The 16,218-nt window shown below is 32.1% G+C and carries 16 protein-coding genes and 1 pseudogene; all 17 read left to right on the top strand.

Going from position 1 to position 16,218, the window contains the following annotated elements:
* Nucleotides 1-16: 16 nt before the first annotated feature.
* The 17 genes and pseudogenes from tig (at nt 17) to E5Z56_RS10625 (ending at nt 16,122) form a co-directional block, all read left to right on the top strand.
* Nucleotides 17-1,330: a trigger factor gene (gene tig, locus E5Z56_RS10700; protein WP_138157780.1), complete on the top strand. Its 1,314-nt coding sequence runs from the start codon at nt 17-19 to the stop codon at nt 1,328-1,330.
* Between the two features lie 54 nt (nt 1,331-1,384).
* A complete protein-coding gene (gene clpP, locus E5Z56_RS10695) occupies nt 1,385-1,966 on the top strand; it encodes an ATP-dependent Clp endopeptidase proteolytic subunit ClpP (RefSeq protein ID WP_022506231.1) in 582 nt (193 codons plus the stop codon).
* A 15-nt stretch (nt 1,967-1,981) separates the two neighbouring features.
* Nucleotides 1,982-3,262, top strand: a complete 1,281-nt coding sequence (clpX, locus tag E5Z56_RS10690) for an ATP-dependent Clp protease ATP-binding subunit ClpX (protein ID WP_138157779.1) — start codon at nt 1,982-1,984, stop codon at nt 3,260-3,262.
* Nucleotides 3,263-3,321: 59 nt separating this feature from the next.
* Nucleotides 3,322-5,712, top strand: coding sequence for an endopeptidase La (gene lon / locus E5Z56_RS10685; protein ID WP_138158000.1), 2,391 nt, complete (start codon nt 3,322-3,324; stop codon nt 5,710-5,712).
* Nucleotides 5,713-5,721: 9 nt separating this feature from the next.
* The gene (yihA, locus tag E5Z56_RS10680) at nt 5,722-6,330 is read left to right on the top strand and encodes a ribosome biogenesis GTP-binding protein YihA/YsxC (RefSeq protein ID WP_138157778.1); all 609 of its coding nucleotides are present in this window, start codon (nt 5,722-5,724) and stop codon (nt 6,328-6,330) included.
* A 2-nt stretch (nt 6,331-6,332) separates the two neighbouring features.
* Nucleotides 6,333-7,616: a diaminopimelate decarboxylase family protein gene (locus E5Z56_RS10675; protein WP_138157777.1), complete on the top strand. Its 1,284-nt coding sequence runs from the start codon at nt 6,333-6,335 to the stop codon at nt 7,614-7,616.
* Between the two features lie 69 nt (nt 7,617-7,685).
* The gene (locus tag E5Z56_RS10670; RefSeq protein WP_138157776.1) at nt 7,686-8,564 is read left to right on the top strand and encodes a LysR family transcriptional regulator; all 879 of its coding nucleotides are present in this window, start codon (nt 7,686-7,688) and stop codon (nt 8,562-8,564) included.
* Between the two features lie 140 nt (nt 8,565-8,704).
* A pseudogene (locus E5Z56_RS10665) lies at nt 8,705-8,884 on the top strand (SDR family oxidoreductase); the annotation flags it as partial.
* Between the two features lie 183 nt (nt 8,885-9,067).
* Nucleotides 9,068-9,502, top strand: coding sequence for a MarR family winged helix-turn-helix transcriptional regulator (locus tag E5Z56_RS10660; protein WP_138157775.1), 435 nt, complete (start codon nt 9,068-9,070; stop codon nt 9,500-9,502).
* Between the two features lie 24 nt (nt 9,503-9,526).
* Entirely contained in the window at nt 9,527-10,879 is a 1,353-nt protein-coding gene (locus tag E5Z56_RS10655; protein ID WP_138157774.1) for a citrate/2-methylcitrate synthase, read from the top strand.
* Nucleotides 10,876-11,289 (top strand): MarR family winged helix-turn-helix transcriptional regulator, encoded by a 414-nt coding sequence (locus E5Z56_RS10650; RefSeq protein WP_232842444.1) that lies wholly within the window; start codon nt 10,876-10,878, stop codon nt 11,287-11,289. Before E5Z56_RS10655 ends, E5Z56_RS10650 begins: the two co-directional genes overlap by 4 nt.
* Nucleotides 11,290-11,458: 169 nt before the next feature.
* Nucleotides 11,459-11,599 (top strand): hypothetical protein, encoded by a 141-nt coding sequence (locus E5Z56_RS11755; protein WP_175405476.1) that lies wholly within the window; start codon nt 11,459-11,461, stop codon nt 11,597-11,599.
* Between the two features lie 110 nt (nt 11,600-11,709).
* Entirely contained in the window at nt 11,710-11,904 is a 195-nt protein-coding gene (locus E5Z56_RS10645; RefSeq protein ID WP_138157773.1) for a hypothetical protein, read from the top strand.
* Nucleotides 11,905-12,203: 299 nt separating this feature from the next.
* Complete coding sequence (locus E5Z56_RS10640) at nt 12,204-12,452, top strand: hypothetical protein (RefSeq protein ID WP_138157772.1); 249 nt, start codon at nt 12,204-12,206, stop codon at nt 12,450-12,452.
* A 264-nt stretch (nt 12,453-12,716) separates the two neighbouring features.
* The gene (locus E5Z56_RS10635) at nt 12,717-13,625 is read left to right on the top strand and encodes a PP2C family protein-serine/threonine phosphatase (RefSeq protein ID WP_175405475.1); all 909 of its coding nucleotides are present in this window, start codon (nt 12,717-12,719) and stop codon (nt 13,623-13,625) included.
* Between the two features lie 171 nt (nt 13,626-13,796).
* Nucleotides 13,797-15,041 carry a starch-binding protein gene (locus E5Z56_RS10630; protein ID WP_175405474.1) on the top strand — a complete coding sequence of 415 codons (1,245 nt, stop codon included), beginning with the start codon at nt 13,797-13,799 and terminating at the stop codon, nt 15,039-15,041.
* A gap of 163 nt (nt 15,042-15,204) precedes the next feature.
* A complete protein-coding gene (locus E5Z56_RS10625) occupies nt 15,205-16,122 on the top strand; it encodes a zinc ribbon domain-containing protein (RefSeq protein ID WP_138157769.1) in 918 nt (305 codons plus the stop codon).
* The last annotated feature ends 96 nt before the right edge of the window (nt 16,123-16,218 follow it).

Raw genomic sequence — 16,218 nt, 5'->3', positions numbered from 1 at the left:
CAGGAGGAAATATAAAATGAGTCTTAATAATTCAACAAAAACTAAAGAAAACACATACGAAGTAGAAGTATCTGTTGATGCTGAAACTTTTGCAAAAGCTTGTAACAAAGCATACAAGAAGCAGGTTAAGAACATCAATGTTCCTGGCTTTAGAAAAGGTAAAGCTCCTAAGCATATGATCGAAAAGATGTATGGTGAAGGCGTATTCTTTGAAGACGCTATGCAGGATTGTTACCCGGAAGCTCTTGATGCAGCTGCTAAGGAAGCAGAACTAAATGTTATTGCAGTTGAGTCCCTTGAAGCTATGGATGCTTCAGAAAAAGATGGCTTTACTTTCAAGGCAACAGTAATCACATACCCTGAAATCGACATTAACGATTACAAGGGTATCACAGTTAAGAAGAAGTCAACAAGAGTTACAAAGAAGCTTATTGATGAAGAAATCGAAAAGGTTCGTGACAGAAATAGCCGTATGGTAACTGTTGAAGACGGTGCTGTTGAAAATGGCGATATGGTTGTTATCGACTTTGAAGGTATGAAGGATGGCGTTCCATTTGAAGGTGGTAAGGCTGAAAACTACAACCTAGCAATTGGTTCAGGCAACTTTATCCCAGGTTTCGAAGAACAGATTGTTGGTCACAAGACAGGTGAAGAATTCACTATCACAGTTAAGTTCCCTGAAGATTATCAGGCTGAAGAACTAAAGGGTGCTGATGCTGAATTTAAGATTAACCTACACGAAATCAAGAGAAAAGAACTTCCAGAACTTGACGATGAATTTGTTAAGGATGTAAGTGAAAAGGAAACTCTTGACGAATATAAAGAAGAAGTTAAGGAAACTGTTAAGAAGCGTCTAGAAGCTGAACAGAAGAAGGATATCGAAGATCAGGTTATCACAAAGCTTTGTGATGCTGTTGAAGGTGAAATTCCTGAACAGATGTATGACAATGCAGTTAACGAAATGATTCAGGAATTCGATATGCGTCTAAGAAGCCAGGGTATGGACTTTAACACATATATGAAGTATATGGGTGCAACTCCTGACACAATTAAGGAAATGTACAGACCTGACGCTGAAAAGAGAGTTAAGCTAAGACTTGCTCTTGAAAAGATTGCTGAAAAGGAAGCTATTGAAGTTTCAGAAGCTGACCTAGATGCAGAATATACAAGACTAGCTGATCAGTACAATATGAAGGTTGAAGATGTTAAGAAAGCAATCAACGATGAAGCACTATCAGCTGACCTAAAGACACAGAAAGCTATGGATCTTGCAGTAAACAGTGTAAAGGCTGAAAGCAAGAAGGCTGCTGAAGACAAAAAAGAAGACTAATTGAATAAATTTAGTCTATCTAACCTATTATTATAATTGAAAGGATTGATTAGAATGGCATTAGTACCATATGTCGTTGAACAAACAAATAGAGGCGAACGCTCCTATGATATTTTTTCAAGACTTTTAAACGATAGAATTATTATGTTAACAGAAGAGGTAAACAACCAGACTGCAAGTTTGGTTGTAGCCCAACTTCTATACCTAGAAGGTCAGGATCCAACAAAGGATATTAGCTTATATATTAATAGCCCCGGTGGTTCTGTTACTGACGGTATGTCAATTTACGATACAATGAATTACATTAAGTGCGATGTATCAACAATTTGTATGGGTATGGCTGCATCAATGGGTGCTTTCCTACTATCAGCAGGTACAAAGGGCAAGAGATATGCTCTACCTAACAGTGATATTATGATTCACCAGCCAAGTGGTGGTGCTCAGGGTCAGGCAACTGATATGCTTATTCATACTCAGCACATTATTGACACAAAGAAGAAGTTAAACGAGATTCTTGCTGCCAATACTGGTCAACCATATGATGTAATTGCAAAGGATACTGAAAGAGATAACTTTATGACTGCTCAAGAAGCTCTTGAATATGGTCTAATTGATAAGGTTATCACAAACAGATAAAAGGGGAATTAGTTAATGCCAAAGGACGAAAAAGAAATTTACTGTTCTTTCTGTGGTAAACCACAAGATATGGTTGGTAGAATAATATCTGGCAATGGTGTTTATATTTGCGACCAATGTGTTGATTTGTGTATGCAAATATTAGAAGATGGTCTTGAACCTGTTAAAGACCAAAAGAAAGATATTGAAATTCCACAACTTCTTAAACCACAGGAAATTAAGGATGTGCTAGATCAGTATGTTATTGGTCAAGATAGAGCAAAGGTTACTTTAAGTGTAGCAGTTTATAACCATTACAAGAGAGTATTTTCCCTTGATGATGATGTAGAATTTGCTAAGAGTAATGTGCTTTTACTTGGTCCAACCGGTGTGGGAAAAACACTTCTTGCACAAACCTTAGCAAAAACACTTGATGTTCCTTTTGCTATTGCTGATGCAACCACATTGACAGAGGCAGGATATGTTGGTGAAGATGTTGAGAACATACTTCTAAAACTTATTCAAGCTGCTGATTACGATATAGAAAAGGCTGAGCGTGGCATTATCTATATTGATGAAATTGATAAGATTTCTCGTAAGTCTGAAAACCCATCAATCACCAGAGATGTTAGTGGTGAAGGTGTACAACAGGCTTTACTTAAAATTATTGAAGGCACAGTTTCTAATGTTCCACCTCAGGGTGGCAGAAAGCATCCTCAACAGGAATTTATACAGATAAATACTAAGAACATCTTATTTATTTGTGGTGGTGCTTTTGAGGGACTGGAAAAAATTGTTGAGAAGAGAATGAACTCCTCTGTACTTGGCTTTGGTGGCACTATCAGAAGCCGTAAAGAACTTGACAGTACAGATTGGATGAAGGATGTTGTAGCTCATGACCTTGTCAAATTTGGTATTATTCCTGAACTTGTTGGTCGTATTCCTGTTATTACATCTCTTTCAGGTCTTGACGAAAATGCCCTAGTCAGAATTTTAACTGAACCTAAGAATTCAATTGTCAACCAGTACAAGAAGCTGTTTGAACTGGATGATGTTGATCTTGAATTTACTGATGATGCTCTACTTGCAGTAGCTAAGATTGCTAAGGAGCAAAATACCGGTGCAAGAGGTTTGCGTGGTATTCTTGAAAATGTTCTTACCGACTTAATGTTTACAACTCCATCTGACGAAACAATTAAGAAAATTGTTATTAATGCTGATGTTGTAAATGGTAAGGCTAAACCAAAGATTACAAGACGCAGAACTAAGAAAAAGCAACCAATAATTATGGATGAAGAATCCAATACAACAGCTTAAATAAACATACGAAATAGCTGTACTCTTTGGGTACAGCTATTTTTGAATTGAGTGATTATATGAACGATACACCTAATATTGTTGAATTACCGGTTCTACCTCTAAAGGGATTAGTTGTATTTCCGGATATGATTCTACATTTTGATGTAGGTCGAAAGCGTAGTAAAGCTGCTGTAGAAGCTGCTATGCTTAATAACCAAGAAATTTTTGTAACCACACAAAAACTAACTTCTGTAAATAGACCAAAACTTGATGATGTTTACAAAGTTGGTGTTGTTTGTAACATTACCCAAATAGTAAATCAACAGGAAGATATTATAAGAGTTACTATTCGAGGTAAATATCGTGGTATTTTAAAAGAGATTACAACAGATACTAATTGCTTATTTGCTAAAGTAGAAGAAGTTCCTAGAAGTGAAATTACTGATAGCGAAAAAGGTGATGCTTTAGTAAGAGCAGTAAAAAATGTATTTGAACAATATATATCAATTACACCTAGTTTTTCAACTGATTATCTTTATAAACTTAGTCTTTGTAAAGATGCCTCTGAAATTGCCGATTATATAGCTAGTAATATTATTACTGACTATACAAATAAACAGACAATACTCAACATCTTTGATATTGAGGCAAGGCTGGAAGCCTTAATTGAATTACTATTGGAAGAAATCAATGTTATTGAAATTGAAAATGACATTGTAGAAAAAGCCAGACAGAATATAGAGAAAAATCAAAGAGATTATTTTCTAAGAGAGCAACTTGCAGTAATTCAAGAAGAACTTGGTGAACAGGATAATCCTGAATCTGAATCAGAGGAATACAAAAGAAAAATATTAAATTTACACCTTGATGAAGATATTGAAAATACTTTATTAAAAGAATGTGCTAAACTTAAGAAAATGGGTTATTCAAATCAAGAAGCTACTGTTATTCGTACATATCTTGATACTTGTCTTGATTTGCCATGGAATAAGTTTACAACCGATAAACTTGAAATTCATAAAGTTAGAAAGTCTTTAGATAAAGAACATTATGGCCTAAATAAAGTTAAAGATAGAATTATTGAACAACTTGCAGTTAAAATTCTTAACCGTAAGAATAATTCACAAATCATTTGTTTAGTTGGGCCTCCAGGTGTTGGTAAAACTTCTATTGCACAGTCTATTGCTAAAGCTATTGGCAAGAATAGTGCCAGAATTGCCCTTGGTGGTATTCATGATGAAGCAGAAATTAGAGGACATAGAAAGACATATATAGGTTCTATGCCGGGTAGAATTATCAATGCAATGAGAAGTGCAAAGAGTATGAATCCTTTGATTATTCTTGATGAAGTTGATAAACTTGGACAAGACTATAAAGGTGACCCAACATCTGCTTTGCTTGAAGTTCTTGACAGTGAACAGAACAGTACATTTGTTGACCATTACCTTGAAATTCCTTTTGATTTATCTAATGTAATGTTTATCACAACTGCAAATGACTTGTCGCTTATCCCTGCACCTTTGAGAGATAGAATGGATATTATTGAACTTCCATCATATACAAGAGAAGAAAAGCTGAATATAGCTAAGAAACATTTAATTAAAAAGCAACTTGAATTAAATGGTCTTGACAAAACACAGTTCAAAATTACTCCTAAGGGTATTTACTCATTGATTGATTACTATACAAGAGAAGCCGGTGTTCGTTCATTAGAAAGAACAATTGCTTCTTTAATGAGAAAGTCAGCAGTTAAAATACTTATGGAAGAAGTTGACTCGGTTTCTATCACAGATAAGAATGTTCAAGAATTCTTAGGTGCTTATAAATTTACTGATGATACTAAGAGTAAACGCAATGAAGTTGGCGTTGTAAACGGCTTGGCTTGGACTTCTGTTGGTGGTACATTGTTACCTATTGAAGTGGCTTTAATGCCGGGTAAGGGTAATATTCAGCTAACAGGCTCACTTGGTGAAGTAATGCAAGAATCAGCAAAGATTGCTATTACTTGTATTCGTACTATGAGTGAAAAGTACATAATCAATAATGATTTTTATAGAAAAAACGACATTCATCTTCATGCTCCGGAAGGTGCAGTTCCAAAAGATGGACCATCAGCCGGTGTAACTATGGCAACTGCTATATTCTCTGCTTTAACTAATATGCCTGTAAGAAGTGATGTTGCTATGACAGGTGAAATCACTTTAAGAGGTAAAGTTCTTCCAATAGGTGGACTTAGAGAGAAAAGTATGGCAGCCTATAGAAATGGTATGAAAACTATTATCATCCCTTATGACAACATTAAAGACCTTGAAGAAGTTGATGATGTAGTTAAAGAAAAGGTTGAATTTAAACCTGTTAAACATATAACAGAGGTTTTAGAAATTGCAATTTGCAATTACAATAAATCATTTGCAAAAACTGCCAATACATCTGTTAAAGATGGCTTAGTTAATACAATTAGACAGTAGGAGGTAATTATGACTTTTAACAGTGCAGAATTTGAATTTGCTTGTGGTACAAGCAGTCAGTTACCTCAGTCAACTAAACCAGAAGTTATTTTTTCCGGTAAAAGTAATGTTGGTAAGTCATCACTTATCAATAAACTTTGTGGCAGAAAGGCCTTGGCCAGAATTAGCTCAAAGCCAGGTAAAACTGCAACAATTAACTTTTTTGATGTTGATAATTTTCATCTTGTAGATTTACCGGGTTATGGTTATGCAAAGGTAAGCAAAGCTGAAAAACAAAGATGGGCAGAACTAATGGAAGGCTATTTTGACCAAGAAAGAGCATTTTGTCTAGTTGTTCAGTTACTTGATATGCGACACAAACCAACTCAAGATGATATTGGTATGATTAGTTTTTTACACAATAGTGGTTTGCCATTTATTGTGGTTCTTACAAAGCTGGATAAACTAAAGAAATCAGAAGTTAATAAGAATTTAGCTATGATTGGGGAAACTCTAAAAGAGTTTGATGATATAAGATTATTTCCATTTTCAGCACAAACAGGGGAAGGTGCCGAGTCAATAATCGGTGTTATTAATGAAAGTGTTGAGGAATACTTAAAAGATTCAGAGGAGGAATAAAAATGGAGAAGAAGCCATTTATTACTTTGGAACAGGCTAAGGATATTATTAAGGACATTCCTACACCATTCCACATTTATGACGAAAAGGGTATTAGAGAAAACGCTAGAGCACTTAACAAGGCTTTTAGCTGGAACAAAGGTTATAAGGAATATTTTGCAGTAAAAGCTACTCCTAACCCATATCTAATGAAGATTTTACAAGAAGAGGGTTGTGGTATGGACTGTTCTTCATATACAGAACTTGAACTATGTGAGGCTTGTGGTATCACAGGTAGCGACATTATGTTTAGTTCAAATGTTACACCTGTACAGGATATGAAGAAAGCTTATGAACTAGGTGCTAACATTAACCTTGATGATTTAACTCATGTTGAGTTTATCAAAAAGGTTTGTGGTGTTCCAAAGACAATTTGTTGCAGATATAATCCGGGTGGTGTATTCAAACTAGCTGATAGTGAAGAAAAAGTTCAGGTTATGGATACTCCGGGTGACTCAAAGTATGGTATGAGTGAAGAACAAATGGTTGAGGCCTTTACTGAACTTAAAAAGGCCGGTGCTGAAGAATTTGGTATTCACGCATTCTTAGCATCAAATACTGTTTCAAATGAATATTATCCTGAACTTGCCGGTATTCTATTTAACCTAGCAGTTAGACTACACAAGAAAACAGGTGTACATATTAAGTTTATCAACCTTTCAGGTGGTGTTGGTGTTGATTATAAACCTGAACAGCCAAAGAATAATATTGCTATTATCGGTGAAGGTGTTAGAAAGAAATTTGAAGAAATCCTTGTTCCTGAGGGAATGGATGATGTAGAAATCTACACAGAACTTGGTAGATATATGCTTGCACCATACGGTGCTTTAGTTGCTACTGCAATTCACGAAAAGCATATTTATAAGGAATATATTGGTCTTGATGCTTGTGCAGCAAACTTAATGCGTCCTGCTATGTATGGCTCATATCATCATATTACTGTTTTAGGTAAAGAAAATGAACCTTGTGACCATAAGTATGATGTAACAGGTGGCCTATGTGAAAATAACGATAAATTCGCTATTGACAGAATGTTACCAAAGATTGATATGGGTGACATTATCTATATTCATGATGCCGGTGCTCATGGTTTCTCAATGGGTTACAACTATAATGGTAAATTAAGAAGTGCAGAAGTTTTACTTAAGGAAGATGGCTCACATAAGCTAATTAGAAGGGCAGAAACTCCTGGCGATTACTTTGCTACTTTTGATTTTTCTGATGACTTTAAGTTACCAAAGGACTAATTTTTAATTATGCAATTTTCAGAGATTATGATTAATTTCATAATCTCTGTTTTTTTAAAGAGGTGTATTATGTTAAGACAAATACAGTATTTTCATTCTGTTGTGGAGAATAATAGTTTTTCTTTAGCAGCAGAAGAATGTAATATATCACAATCAGCAATTTCACAACAAATTAAAGCACTTGAAAATGAACTTGGTTTTAAGTTACTGGAAAGAAATAATAGAAAGTTTACTTTAACACCGGCAGGTGAGTATTTTTATAAGAAAACATTAATACTTGTTAGTGACTATCAAAAGATAGTAAATGATTCTTACAACATTGCCACAAATAAAAATAACACATTAAAGATTGGATTTTTAAAAGATTATTCAACTGATGAATTGCAAAATACTGTAACTGAAATTATGCAGAAATATCCTAAATTATCATTGGATATTAAAAGGGAAAATCACGAACAACTATATAAAATGCTGAGGGACAGTACTGTAGATTTAGTTTTTAATGACCAAAGGAGAGCCTTTTCTGACGAATATGTAAATCATAAATTAACTACAAAAAGTTGTTATATAGAAGTTGCTAAGAGTAATCCTATTTCAAAATTAAATAAAGTAACATTAAAAGAACTGAAGAATTTGCCTTGTATTCTCATATCAAGTGGAAATGACAGTGAGACAGAAGAAACATTCTATAAGCAAGATATAGGTGTTAATAGCGAAATCCTTTTTGCGAAAGATATTGATGATGCAAAACTAATGGTTATTAGTGGGAAAGGCTTTCTTGTTACAGAAAATAATGCAAGTAATCAGGATAGTCTTACAACTAAAGTTCCTCTATATAGAGATAACGAAGTGATTAAAAGAAACTATTGTGCTTTCTGGAAAAAGGAAAATAGTAATATTTATATTGAAGAATTTGTAAAAATCCTTGAAAAACAACTTAATAAATAATTTATAAGAAATACTTATACGATAAATTTAATTTCATATAAGTATTTCTTATTATTTTATATAAATATTCAAATTGATTTTTCTTATAAATAAATTTATACTTAGAGTATAGAAATTAATTATTTATGAAAAAGAAATGAGGTGATTTTTACAAGAATATGTTTGCTAAATGCCCAACAGGTCGTCCAGGTACTGATGATGAAGTAGCAAATGTAGCTGAATTACTTATGAGTGATAAAGGTGCTTTTATTACAGGTACTGACTTTATGTGCGATGGTGGTGCTACTGCCAGTTATTATTATGGTCCATTAAGACCTTAATTTCTTAATAATCTTATTACCGACTACAGTAAAGTAGTCGGTATTTTTTATATTTGTACAAAATTAATTATATTATAGTGAATGTTTAGTGAAAATTATGTGTTAAACTATTGATTTACTTGACTTTTATACAAATTAGTGTTATACTTCTTAATAGTTCGTTACCGAACTAAGGGGTACTTTATGGAAGCAAATGAACTGTTGTCTGTTGCTAGACAGATTAAAAAATTAATTAACAAAAAAATGGAACCGGTTTTAGCCGATTGTGAATTAAAACCTATCGAAGTTGATATTTTGGTGTTCCTTTATAATCACCCATATGTTGATACTTCAAAGGAAATAATGAAGATATTTCATTTATCCAAAGCTCATATTTCTCATTCTCTTGATAATCTAAGAGAGAATGGCTATATTCGTCTTGCTGAGGACAGTAAAGACCACAGAATAATGCATATTATTATCGAAAAAAGAGCAATGGATATAATTGATAAAGTTGATAAAGTGTATTGTAATTGTAAAGATGTAATTCAAAAAGAAATTACAAAAGATGAAATTTCTGTTCTTAAATCTATAATACACAAAATTAATGACAATGTAGAAAAGGAACTTAACTCATAGTTCTTTAAACGAAGGGAGTTATTTATGGATAAGCTACTTAATTATGCAAAAAGCAATGTTGATTTGTGTGTTACTCATGATTCAATCAACAAAGGCTTATATGCTGAGTATGGTGTAAAAAAAGGCTTAAGAGATGAAAATGGTCAAGGTGTTCTAACCGGACTTACAAATATTTCTCAAATTACTGCCTTTAAATATATTGATGGAGTAAAGACACCTTGTGATGGTGAACTTCTTTATCGTGGTTACGATGTTCAAGATATTGTAAATGGCTCTACAGGTAAGAAGTTTATTTTTGAAGAAGGTGCATATCTTCTATTATTCGGTGAACTTCCAACAGAAAGTCAGTTAAGTAAATTTAAGATTGCACTTTCTGATGGTATGGAACTGCCAACTAACTTTACTCGTGATGTAATTATGAAAGCTCCTACTGCTGACATTATGAACTCTATGACTAGAAGTATTCTTACTTTAGCTTCATATGATAAAGATAAGGATAACCTTGAACTTTCTAATGTATTAAGACAATGTATGATGCTTATTAGTACATTCCCAATGATGGCAGCATATGCATATCACGCATATAACCACTATGAAAATAACGGTAGTATGTATATTCACAGACCTGATCCGGAACTTTCTATTGCTGAGAACTTTCTTCGTATGATTAGACCTGATCAGAAATATACTGAGCTTGAAGCTAGAGTTCTTGACATTGCTTTACTACTTCATATGGAACATGGTGGTGGTAATAACTCAACATTTACAACAAGAGTTGTTACTTCTTCAGGTTCAGATACATATTCAGCTATTGCTGCTGCTATGTCATCACTAAAAGGTAAGAAGCATGGTGGTGCTAACATTATGGTTATGAATATGATGGATGATATTCGTCATCATGTATCTGATTTCTATGATGAAGATGAAATTGAAAATTATCTAAAAAAGATTCTTAATAAAGAAACATTCGATAAGCAAGGTCTTATCTATGGTATGGGTCACGCAGTTTATTCTTTATCTGACCCAAGAGAAAAAGTATTTAAGAGATTTGTTGAACAACTTGCAGAAGAAAAGCATCGTAATGATGATATGACTCTATACAATAACATTGAAAAACTAGCACCAAAGGTTATTGCTGAAAAAAGAAAGATTTTCAAGGGTGTTAGCCCTAATGTTGACTTCTACAGTGGCTTTGTTTACGATATGCTAGGTATTCCTAAGGAATTATACACACCACTATTTGCTATTGCTAGAATAGTAGGTTGGAGTGCTCACCGTATCGAGGAACTTGTAACAACTGATAAGATTATCAGACCTGCATATAAGAGCCTTGTAACAAATAGAGATTATGTAAAAAGAGAGGACAGATGTAATTGAGTAGTATTCAAGAAGATTTCTTTCTAAAGAGTATTAATATTGACAATATATTCAAAACTTTTGAAAAAGCTGATTATCTATTTTTATATAGTATAAAGCATTGTATGGAAAATTCAGAAATTGAAGATGGTGTTTATCTTTCAGATTTAGCTGAATATATGAATATGCCAATTACTGATATTTCTAAGGCAGTAAAAAAACTTCAGCAAAAAGGTTATGTAGAATGGCATACCGATGATAAAAAAGAAAGAACATATATCACTCCTACAACTAAGGCAGTTTCTGAAATGCATAGTCAGAAAGAAAGTTTAGTAAGTGCCTATAGCAAAATTATTGCTAATATTGATGGTGAAGATTTAAAAACAACTATTGATACACTTGCTAAAATCAGAAAAATTTTAGGAGAATAAAATAATTATGGGTCTGTAGAAATACAGACCTTTTTTCTTTTGATAATTATTAGAGACCACTTATGAATTAATTTGACCATATATGACAAAGAGGTTGATTGTTTTAAAAATATTGATTATACTTACTATGTGTAAATACATATTATGCGTGTAAAAAGAAGATATATTAATGAAAAGAGTTATTTCAGTATTACTTGTATTGATAATGTCTGTTTCTGCTTTTTCAGTAGCAAGTTTTAGCGCTACTACTGCAAAGACAGTAACAAAGAAAACGCCAATTATCAGTACACAATTAGTGGCAACAATGTAGAAATAAAGAAATATATCGGTAAGGGTACTGATGTATCAATTCTATCAAAAATTGACTATAAAAAAGTAACTTCAATTTTAGCTTTAATATTACTACCAATCGGTATTTCGATGGCAGAGTCTAATTTACATTTAGATAAACTTCCTTTTGATATTTCTTATATTTGGTTGGGTTCAGCTATTGAAAGACTAGCAGTTGGTACACCTTCAACCGGTGTTATGATTCCATGTACTATTTCTATTCTTGCGTACATTGTAGTTATTTACTTCATTACAATGGCTTCAGTTAAGAAAATTGAAGTTTAATTTAGATATTAAGACAAATTAATAATTTGTTTTTAATATAATATCGTTTTGAGTGTAGAGTTATATTCAAAACAAAAATCATATTTACCATTCCTTCTCAAAGAATGGACCTCAAATTACCTAATGCAAAAGGCTGCACTTTACTGTGCAGCCTTTTGCACATCTATTCTAAATTAAACTAAAATTAAAACAAAAAATATCATATTTGAACTTTAACAACATTAAAATACAATTTAAGTTTTTCTTATGTAAATGTATAATCTAATCATAGAAAAACAGATAACAAAGGAGTAATAAATATGAAAAAATACGCTTTAACAGTAATTGTTCATTTCTTAATCGGAGGTTCAGCTTTTGGCATACTAACATTAATTGATGCAGTTAATGGTGGTGGATTTCATCCTATGCAACAACTAACCTTATGTTCAGCGTTAACTCTCATTTTTGGAGGATACGACTTGATTAACCTTAAGGCGGATGGTGAAAATGCAGTAACCAAGTGTATAAGGAAATTCTTTCTAAAGAAGAGAAAGGCAATTAGCAAATAAGTATTTTTGAGTCTGTGAAATTTTCTCTGTAAATTAAGATTTTCTATGATAATTAGCTTGGTCAAAGCCGCTGCTTTTAGTGGCTTTTGTCGTTTAATAGCAACATTTTTTATGACTAAGAGTTTTCTTATTGATATCAATATTATTTTAATATTCCCAATTATTATTATATGCCGATACTATTCTCCTAAATTAACTTTTTTCACTTCAGTATTTTCTGTAATCTTCTTTCTATTAAATGTATTGAAAATTGCTGTAGATTATTTGTCACAAGTACCTGATGAGTTTTTATCTTTTATTAAAAATATGTCTATAAATCAAGCACCTGTATTGATTGCAATTATTATTTGTGGTATTGCTTGTATTTTGATTTCTAAGAAATGTCATGAGATGGTTGTTGAACAGGATATTATTTCTACCAAGAATGCGTCAGTAAAAACTGAATTAGACCTTGCATCAAAAATTCAGTTAGATATGCTACCAAGTGAATTTCCTGCATTTCCGGATAGAAAAGAATTTGATATATATGCAAGTATGTTACCGGCTAAAGAAGTCGGTGGCGATTTTTATGATTATTATTTAATTGATAGTGACCACCTTGTACTTACAATTGCCGATGTATCGGATAAAGTTGTACCGTCAGCACTATTTATGTCAATGTCAAGAACAATTCTAAAACTAAATGCCGAAACATATCATTCACCAAAAGAAATTATGAAATATTCAAATAATCTATTATGTGATGAGAGCAAAGACAGAATGTTTGTTACTGCTTGGTTAGTAATTTATGAAATTTCTACCGGAACACTAACTTGTGTTAATGCGGGTCACGAATATCCTATTATTATGAGAAATAATGGGGAATATGAAATTTATAAGGACAAACACAGTTTTGTACTTGGTGGACTTAGAGATGTCCCATTTAAAGAATATACATTAAAGCTTAATATTGGTGATGAACTGTTCTTATATACTGATGGTGTAGCTGAAGCAACCGGTGAAAATGATGAACTATTTGGACTTGATAGAACAGTTAGTACACTTAATAAATATAAAAATTGCAATCAAAAAGAATTGCATAAAAATATAGAACAAACATTACTTGATTATACCGGTAATAATAATCAGTTTTATGACATTACAATGTTATCCTTTAAAGTTAAATCAATATAATGTATAATTATCATAATCAACATTAATGAAGTAACATTGTTAATGATGAACAATTTATTGTTAAAATATGATTTACTTTCTTTCATTTTACTTATAGAATTAAATAGTTTACTATGATATAATTCAATTATGATAAAGATTAATCTTATCAAGAAAATGGAGGAAAAAAGAATGAAAAAATTTATGTCGACACTATCACTTGTGTTTGCTATTGTTATGGTTATGACATCAATAGTAGTGCCTGCAAGTGCAAGTACAACTACAAGCGAAGAAACAGTAAAAATTGTTTTTTACAAACCTGATAATTGGGGAGATAACATCTCTATCCATCTATGGAATGCTAAGTCATATGATACTTCATGGCCAGGTGTTAAGATGGAAAAGTCTTCAAAAGGCATTTATACTTACCAAAACAAAAATCTTACATCATGTAATTTTGTAATTACAGATGGTAACAATCAAACATCTGACTTATACTGCAACGGTTATGTTGGTGTTAAAGATAATAAGGTTTTTGCAAAGTCAGATAATACTATTGATATTTATTTTAAAAAGCCAAGTAATTGGTCATCAAATATCAGATGTTATTATTACACAGATGATTATGGTGTAGTATCATTTATGGATTGGCCCGGTGTTGCAATGAAGAATAACCATAGTGACGATGATTATTATCTATATGTTACAGGTTATAAGAACCTAAAGGTAATTTTCACTGATGGTAACAATCAGTATCCTTCTTCCGGTGAGTCTGGTATTTCAGTATCTGCCAGTCAGGAACTTATCTTTGAAAAGAATAAATACACTGTAACTAACCATAAGTATATGGATTTTTATACACCAAGTTCTTCTGCAAATGTAAATAAGGACTTCCATATTTATGTTACATTTACAGAAAGCAGTCATAACAATGTATACTTTAAAGATGAAAATGATAATGTTATCAATCCAACTTCTGAAGTAACAACAAGAAAGAATGGTAAGTACTTTACAGACTATACTGTTAAGTTTTCTAAAGAAGGTTCTTATAAATTAACACCTTGCTATATTTATCATTCAGGTGAGGTACAAGTAAGGGATAATATACTAAATGTCAATGTATTTAGTGAGAACTACTATGGTGGCTCATATTTAATTAGTGACACAGATGTTAACCTAGGTGATACATTTACTATCAAACAGTATGTACCTGCAAAAATGCACTACTATTATTATGATAGTGAAGGTAATGAACTAACTCCAGTTAGCTATGACTACAAATATGAATCAACAGGTACATATGCATATATAACATTTAGAACAACAAAGTTAGGGCTAAACCAAAAGTTTACTTGTAAGGCTTCCCATGCTTATGCTCCTTATGGTCGTATGGATGTTAATCAAGAAATTGCTATTAATGTTTGGAAAAATATTTAATCAAAGTTAAATATACTTTAAATCTTTTAAACCACTAGTATTTTTACTAGTGGTTTTCTTGTGTTTTGAGATTAAATTAAAGAAGAAATTTTTATTTTGTACCAACCTTTTAAAATTCTCTGCGTATAACTAAATGAAAAAACAAAGGAGGAGGAAATAGTGAATGAAAAAGTTTGATAAGTTTATCAGTAAGATTAATTTTAAAAAGGTTGCAATTACCTATATAATTATTGCATTAGTTTTTGGGATTGCTTGTTGTGTAACAGTTGGTGTTGTATTTAGTGAAAGACTAAACTTTGCATATCAGTATTCAAAACTTGAAGATACAGTAAAGAGTAACGATACATCAGCTATTAAAGATGCAGTGAAGAACACCTCATCTTCATCATCAGACATTGTTGATATTTTGGTACTTAACGGTAATAATGATGTTACTTATTCAGCTAAAAATTCAAATTTGGCAAAGTCATCAGTTAACCTTGAATGTATTGACAAAGAGTCAAAATATTTAACTGCTGCTGAAATTCCGGATACTACATTTAAGTATGTGAAAAATGATGAATTTATGCTAAATTCAATTATCAGCAAAGATTTTGACCAAATCAATAAAGATTACGATAGTGACCATTTCTTTAGTAAGAATCTATCTAACAGTAATGTATATATGTTAAGTTGCATTAATAGCCATCATAGTGACAGTAAAGTGTATGTAATTAGCAAACCTACTGCTGTACCTAATGGAATGCTGGTACTAAAAATTTCAGCAGTTGTTGCAGTTTTAATTGTTTGTATCTATTGGGTACTAATTGCACTATGGATGTATAAAGATGCTTATAAGTCAAAACTTTATCCTGTACTTTGGGGACTAATCGGATTATTTACAAATGTAATCGGCTTGATTGTTTACCTAATTTACAAGAAAGGTAATGTTACTTGTGATAAATGTGGTGCATCACAAAGTCAGTCACATTTATTCTGTAATTATTGTGGTAACAAACTTGGAAAGGCTTGTAGTAAATGTGGCAATAAATTAAATTCTAAAGATTGTTTCTGCTCTAAATGCGGTAACAAGATAAATTAATATTATGAAAATTGGCTTTAGGAAACTAAAGTCAATTTTTTACCAACTTTTCTGATAAACCTGCGTATAAGTAAATGAATGAAAAAGAAAATAAAG

The sequence above is a fragment of the Ruminococcus bovis genome (assembly GCF_005601135.1).
GTDB classification, from domain to species: Bacteria; Bacillota; Clostridia; order Oscillospirales; family Acutalibacteraceae; genus Ruminococcoides; species Ruminococcoides bovis.
Note: the sequence above shows the minus strand (reverse complement) of the source record. Positions and strands in the feature narration are given on the sequence as shown.

Excerpts from the sequence above, each read along its gene's own strand:
- tig (WP_138157780.1), top strand. The coding sequence starts at position 17 with ATGAGTCTTAATAATTCAACAAAAACTAAAGAAAACACATACGAAGTA.
- E5Z56_RS11755 (WP_175405476.1), top strand. The coding sequence starts at position 11,459 with ATGAAAAGAGTTATTTCAGTATTACTTGTATTGATAATGTCTGTTTCT.
- clpX (WP_138157779.1), top strand. The coding sequence starts at position 1,982 with ATGCCAAAGGACGAAAAAGAAATTTACTGTTCTTTCTGTGGTAAACCA.
- E5Z56_RS10655 (WP_138157774.1), top strand. The coding sequence starts at position 9,527 with ATGGATAAGCTACTTAATTATGCAAAAAGCAATGTTGATTTGTGTGTT.
- clpP (WP_022506231.1), top strand. The coding sequence starts at position 1,385 with ATGGCATTAGTACCATATGTCGTTGAACAAACAAATAGAGGCGAACGC.
- E5Z56_RS10640 (WP_138157772.1), top strand. The coding sequence starts at position 12,204 with ATGAAAAAATACGCTTTAACAGTAATTGTTCATTTCTTAATCGGAGGT.
- E5Z56_RS10630 (WP_175405474.1), top strand. The coding sequence starts at position 13,797 with ATGAAAAAATTTATGTCGACACTATCACTTGTGTTTGCTATTGTTATG.
- E5Z56_RS10660 (WP_138157775.1), top strand. The coding sequence starts at position 9,068 with ATGGAAGCAAATGAACTGTTGTCTGTTGCTAGACAGATTAAAAAATTA.
- E5Z56_RS10645 (WP_138157773.1), top strand. The coding sequence starts at position 11,710 with ATGGCAGAGTCTAATTTACATTTAGATAAACTTCCTTTTGATATTTCT.
- E5Z56_RS10675 (WP_138157777.1), top strand. The coding sequence starts at position 6,333 with ATGGAGAAGAAGCCATTTATTACTTTGGAACAGGCTAAGGATATTATT.
- E5Z56_RS10625 (WP_138157769.1), top strand. The coding sequence starts at position 15,205 with ATGAAAAAGTTTGATAAGTTTATCAGTAAGATTAATTTTAAAAAGGTT.
- lon (WP_138158000.1), top strand. The coding sequence starts at position 3,322 with ATGAACGATACACCTAATATTGTTGAATTACCGGTTCTACCTCTAAAG.
- yihA (WP_138157778.1), top strand. The coding sequence starts at position 5,722 with ATGACTTTTAACAGTGCAGAATTTGAATTTGCTTGTGGTACAAGCAGT.
- E5Z56_RS10670 (WP_138157776.1), top strand. The coding sequence starts at position 7,686 with ATGTTAAGACAAATACAGTATTTTCATTCTGTTGTGGAGAATAATAGT.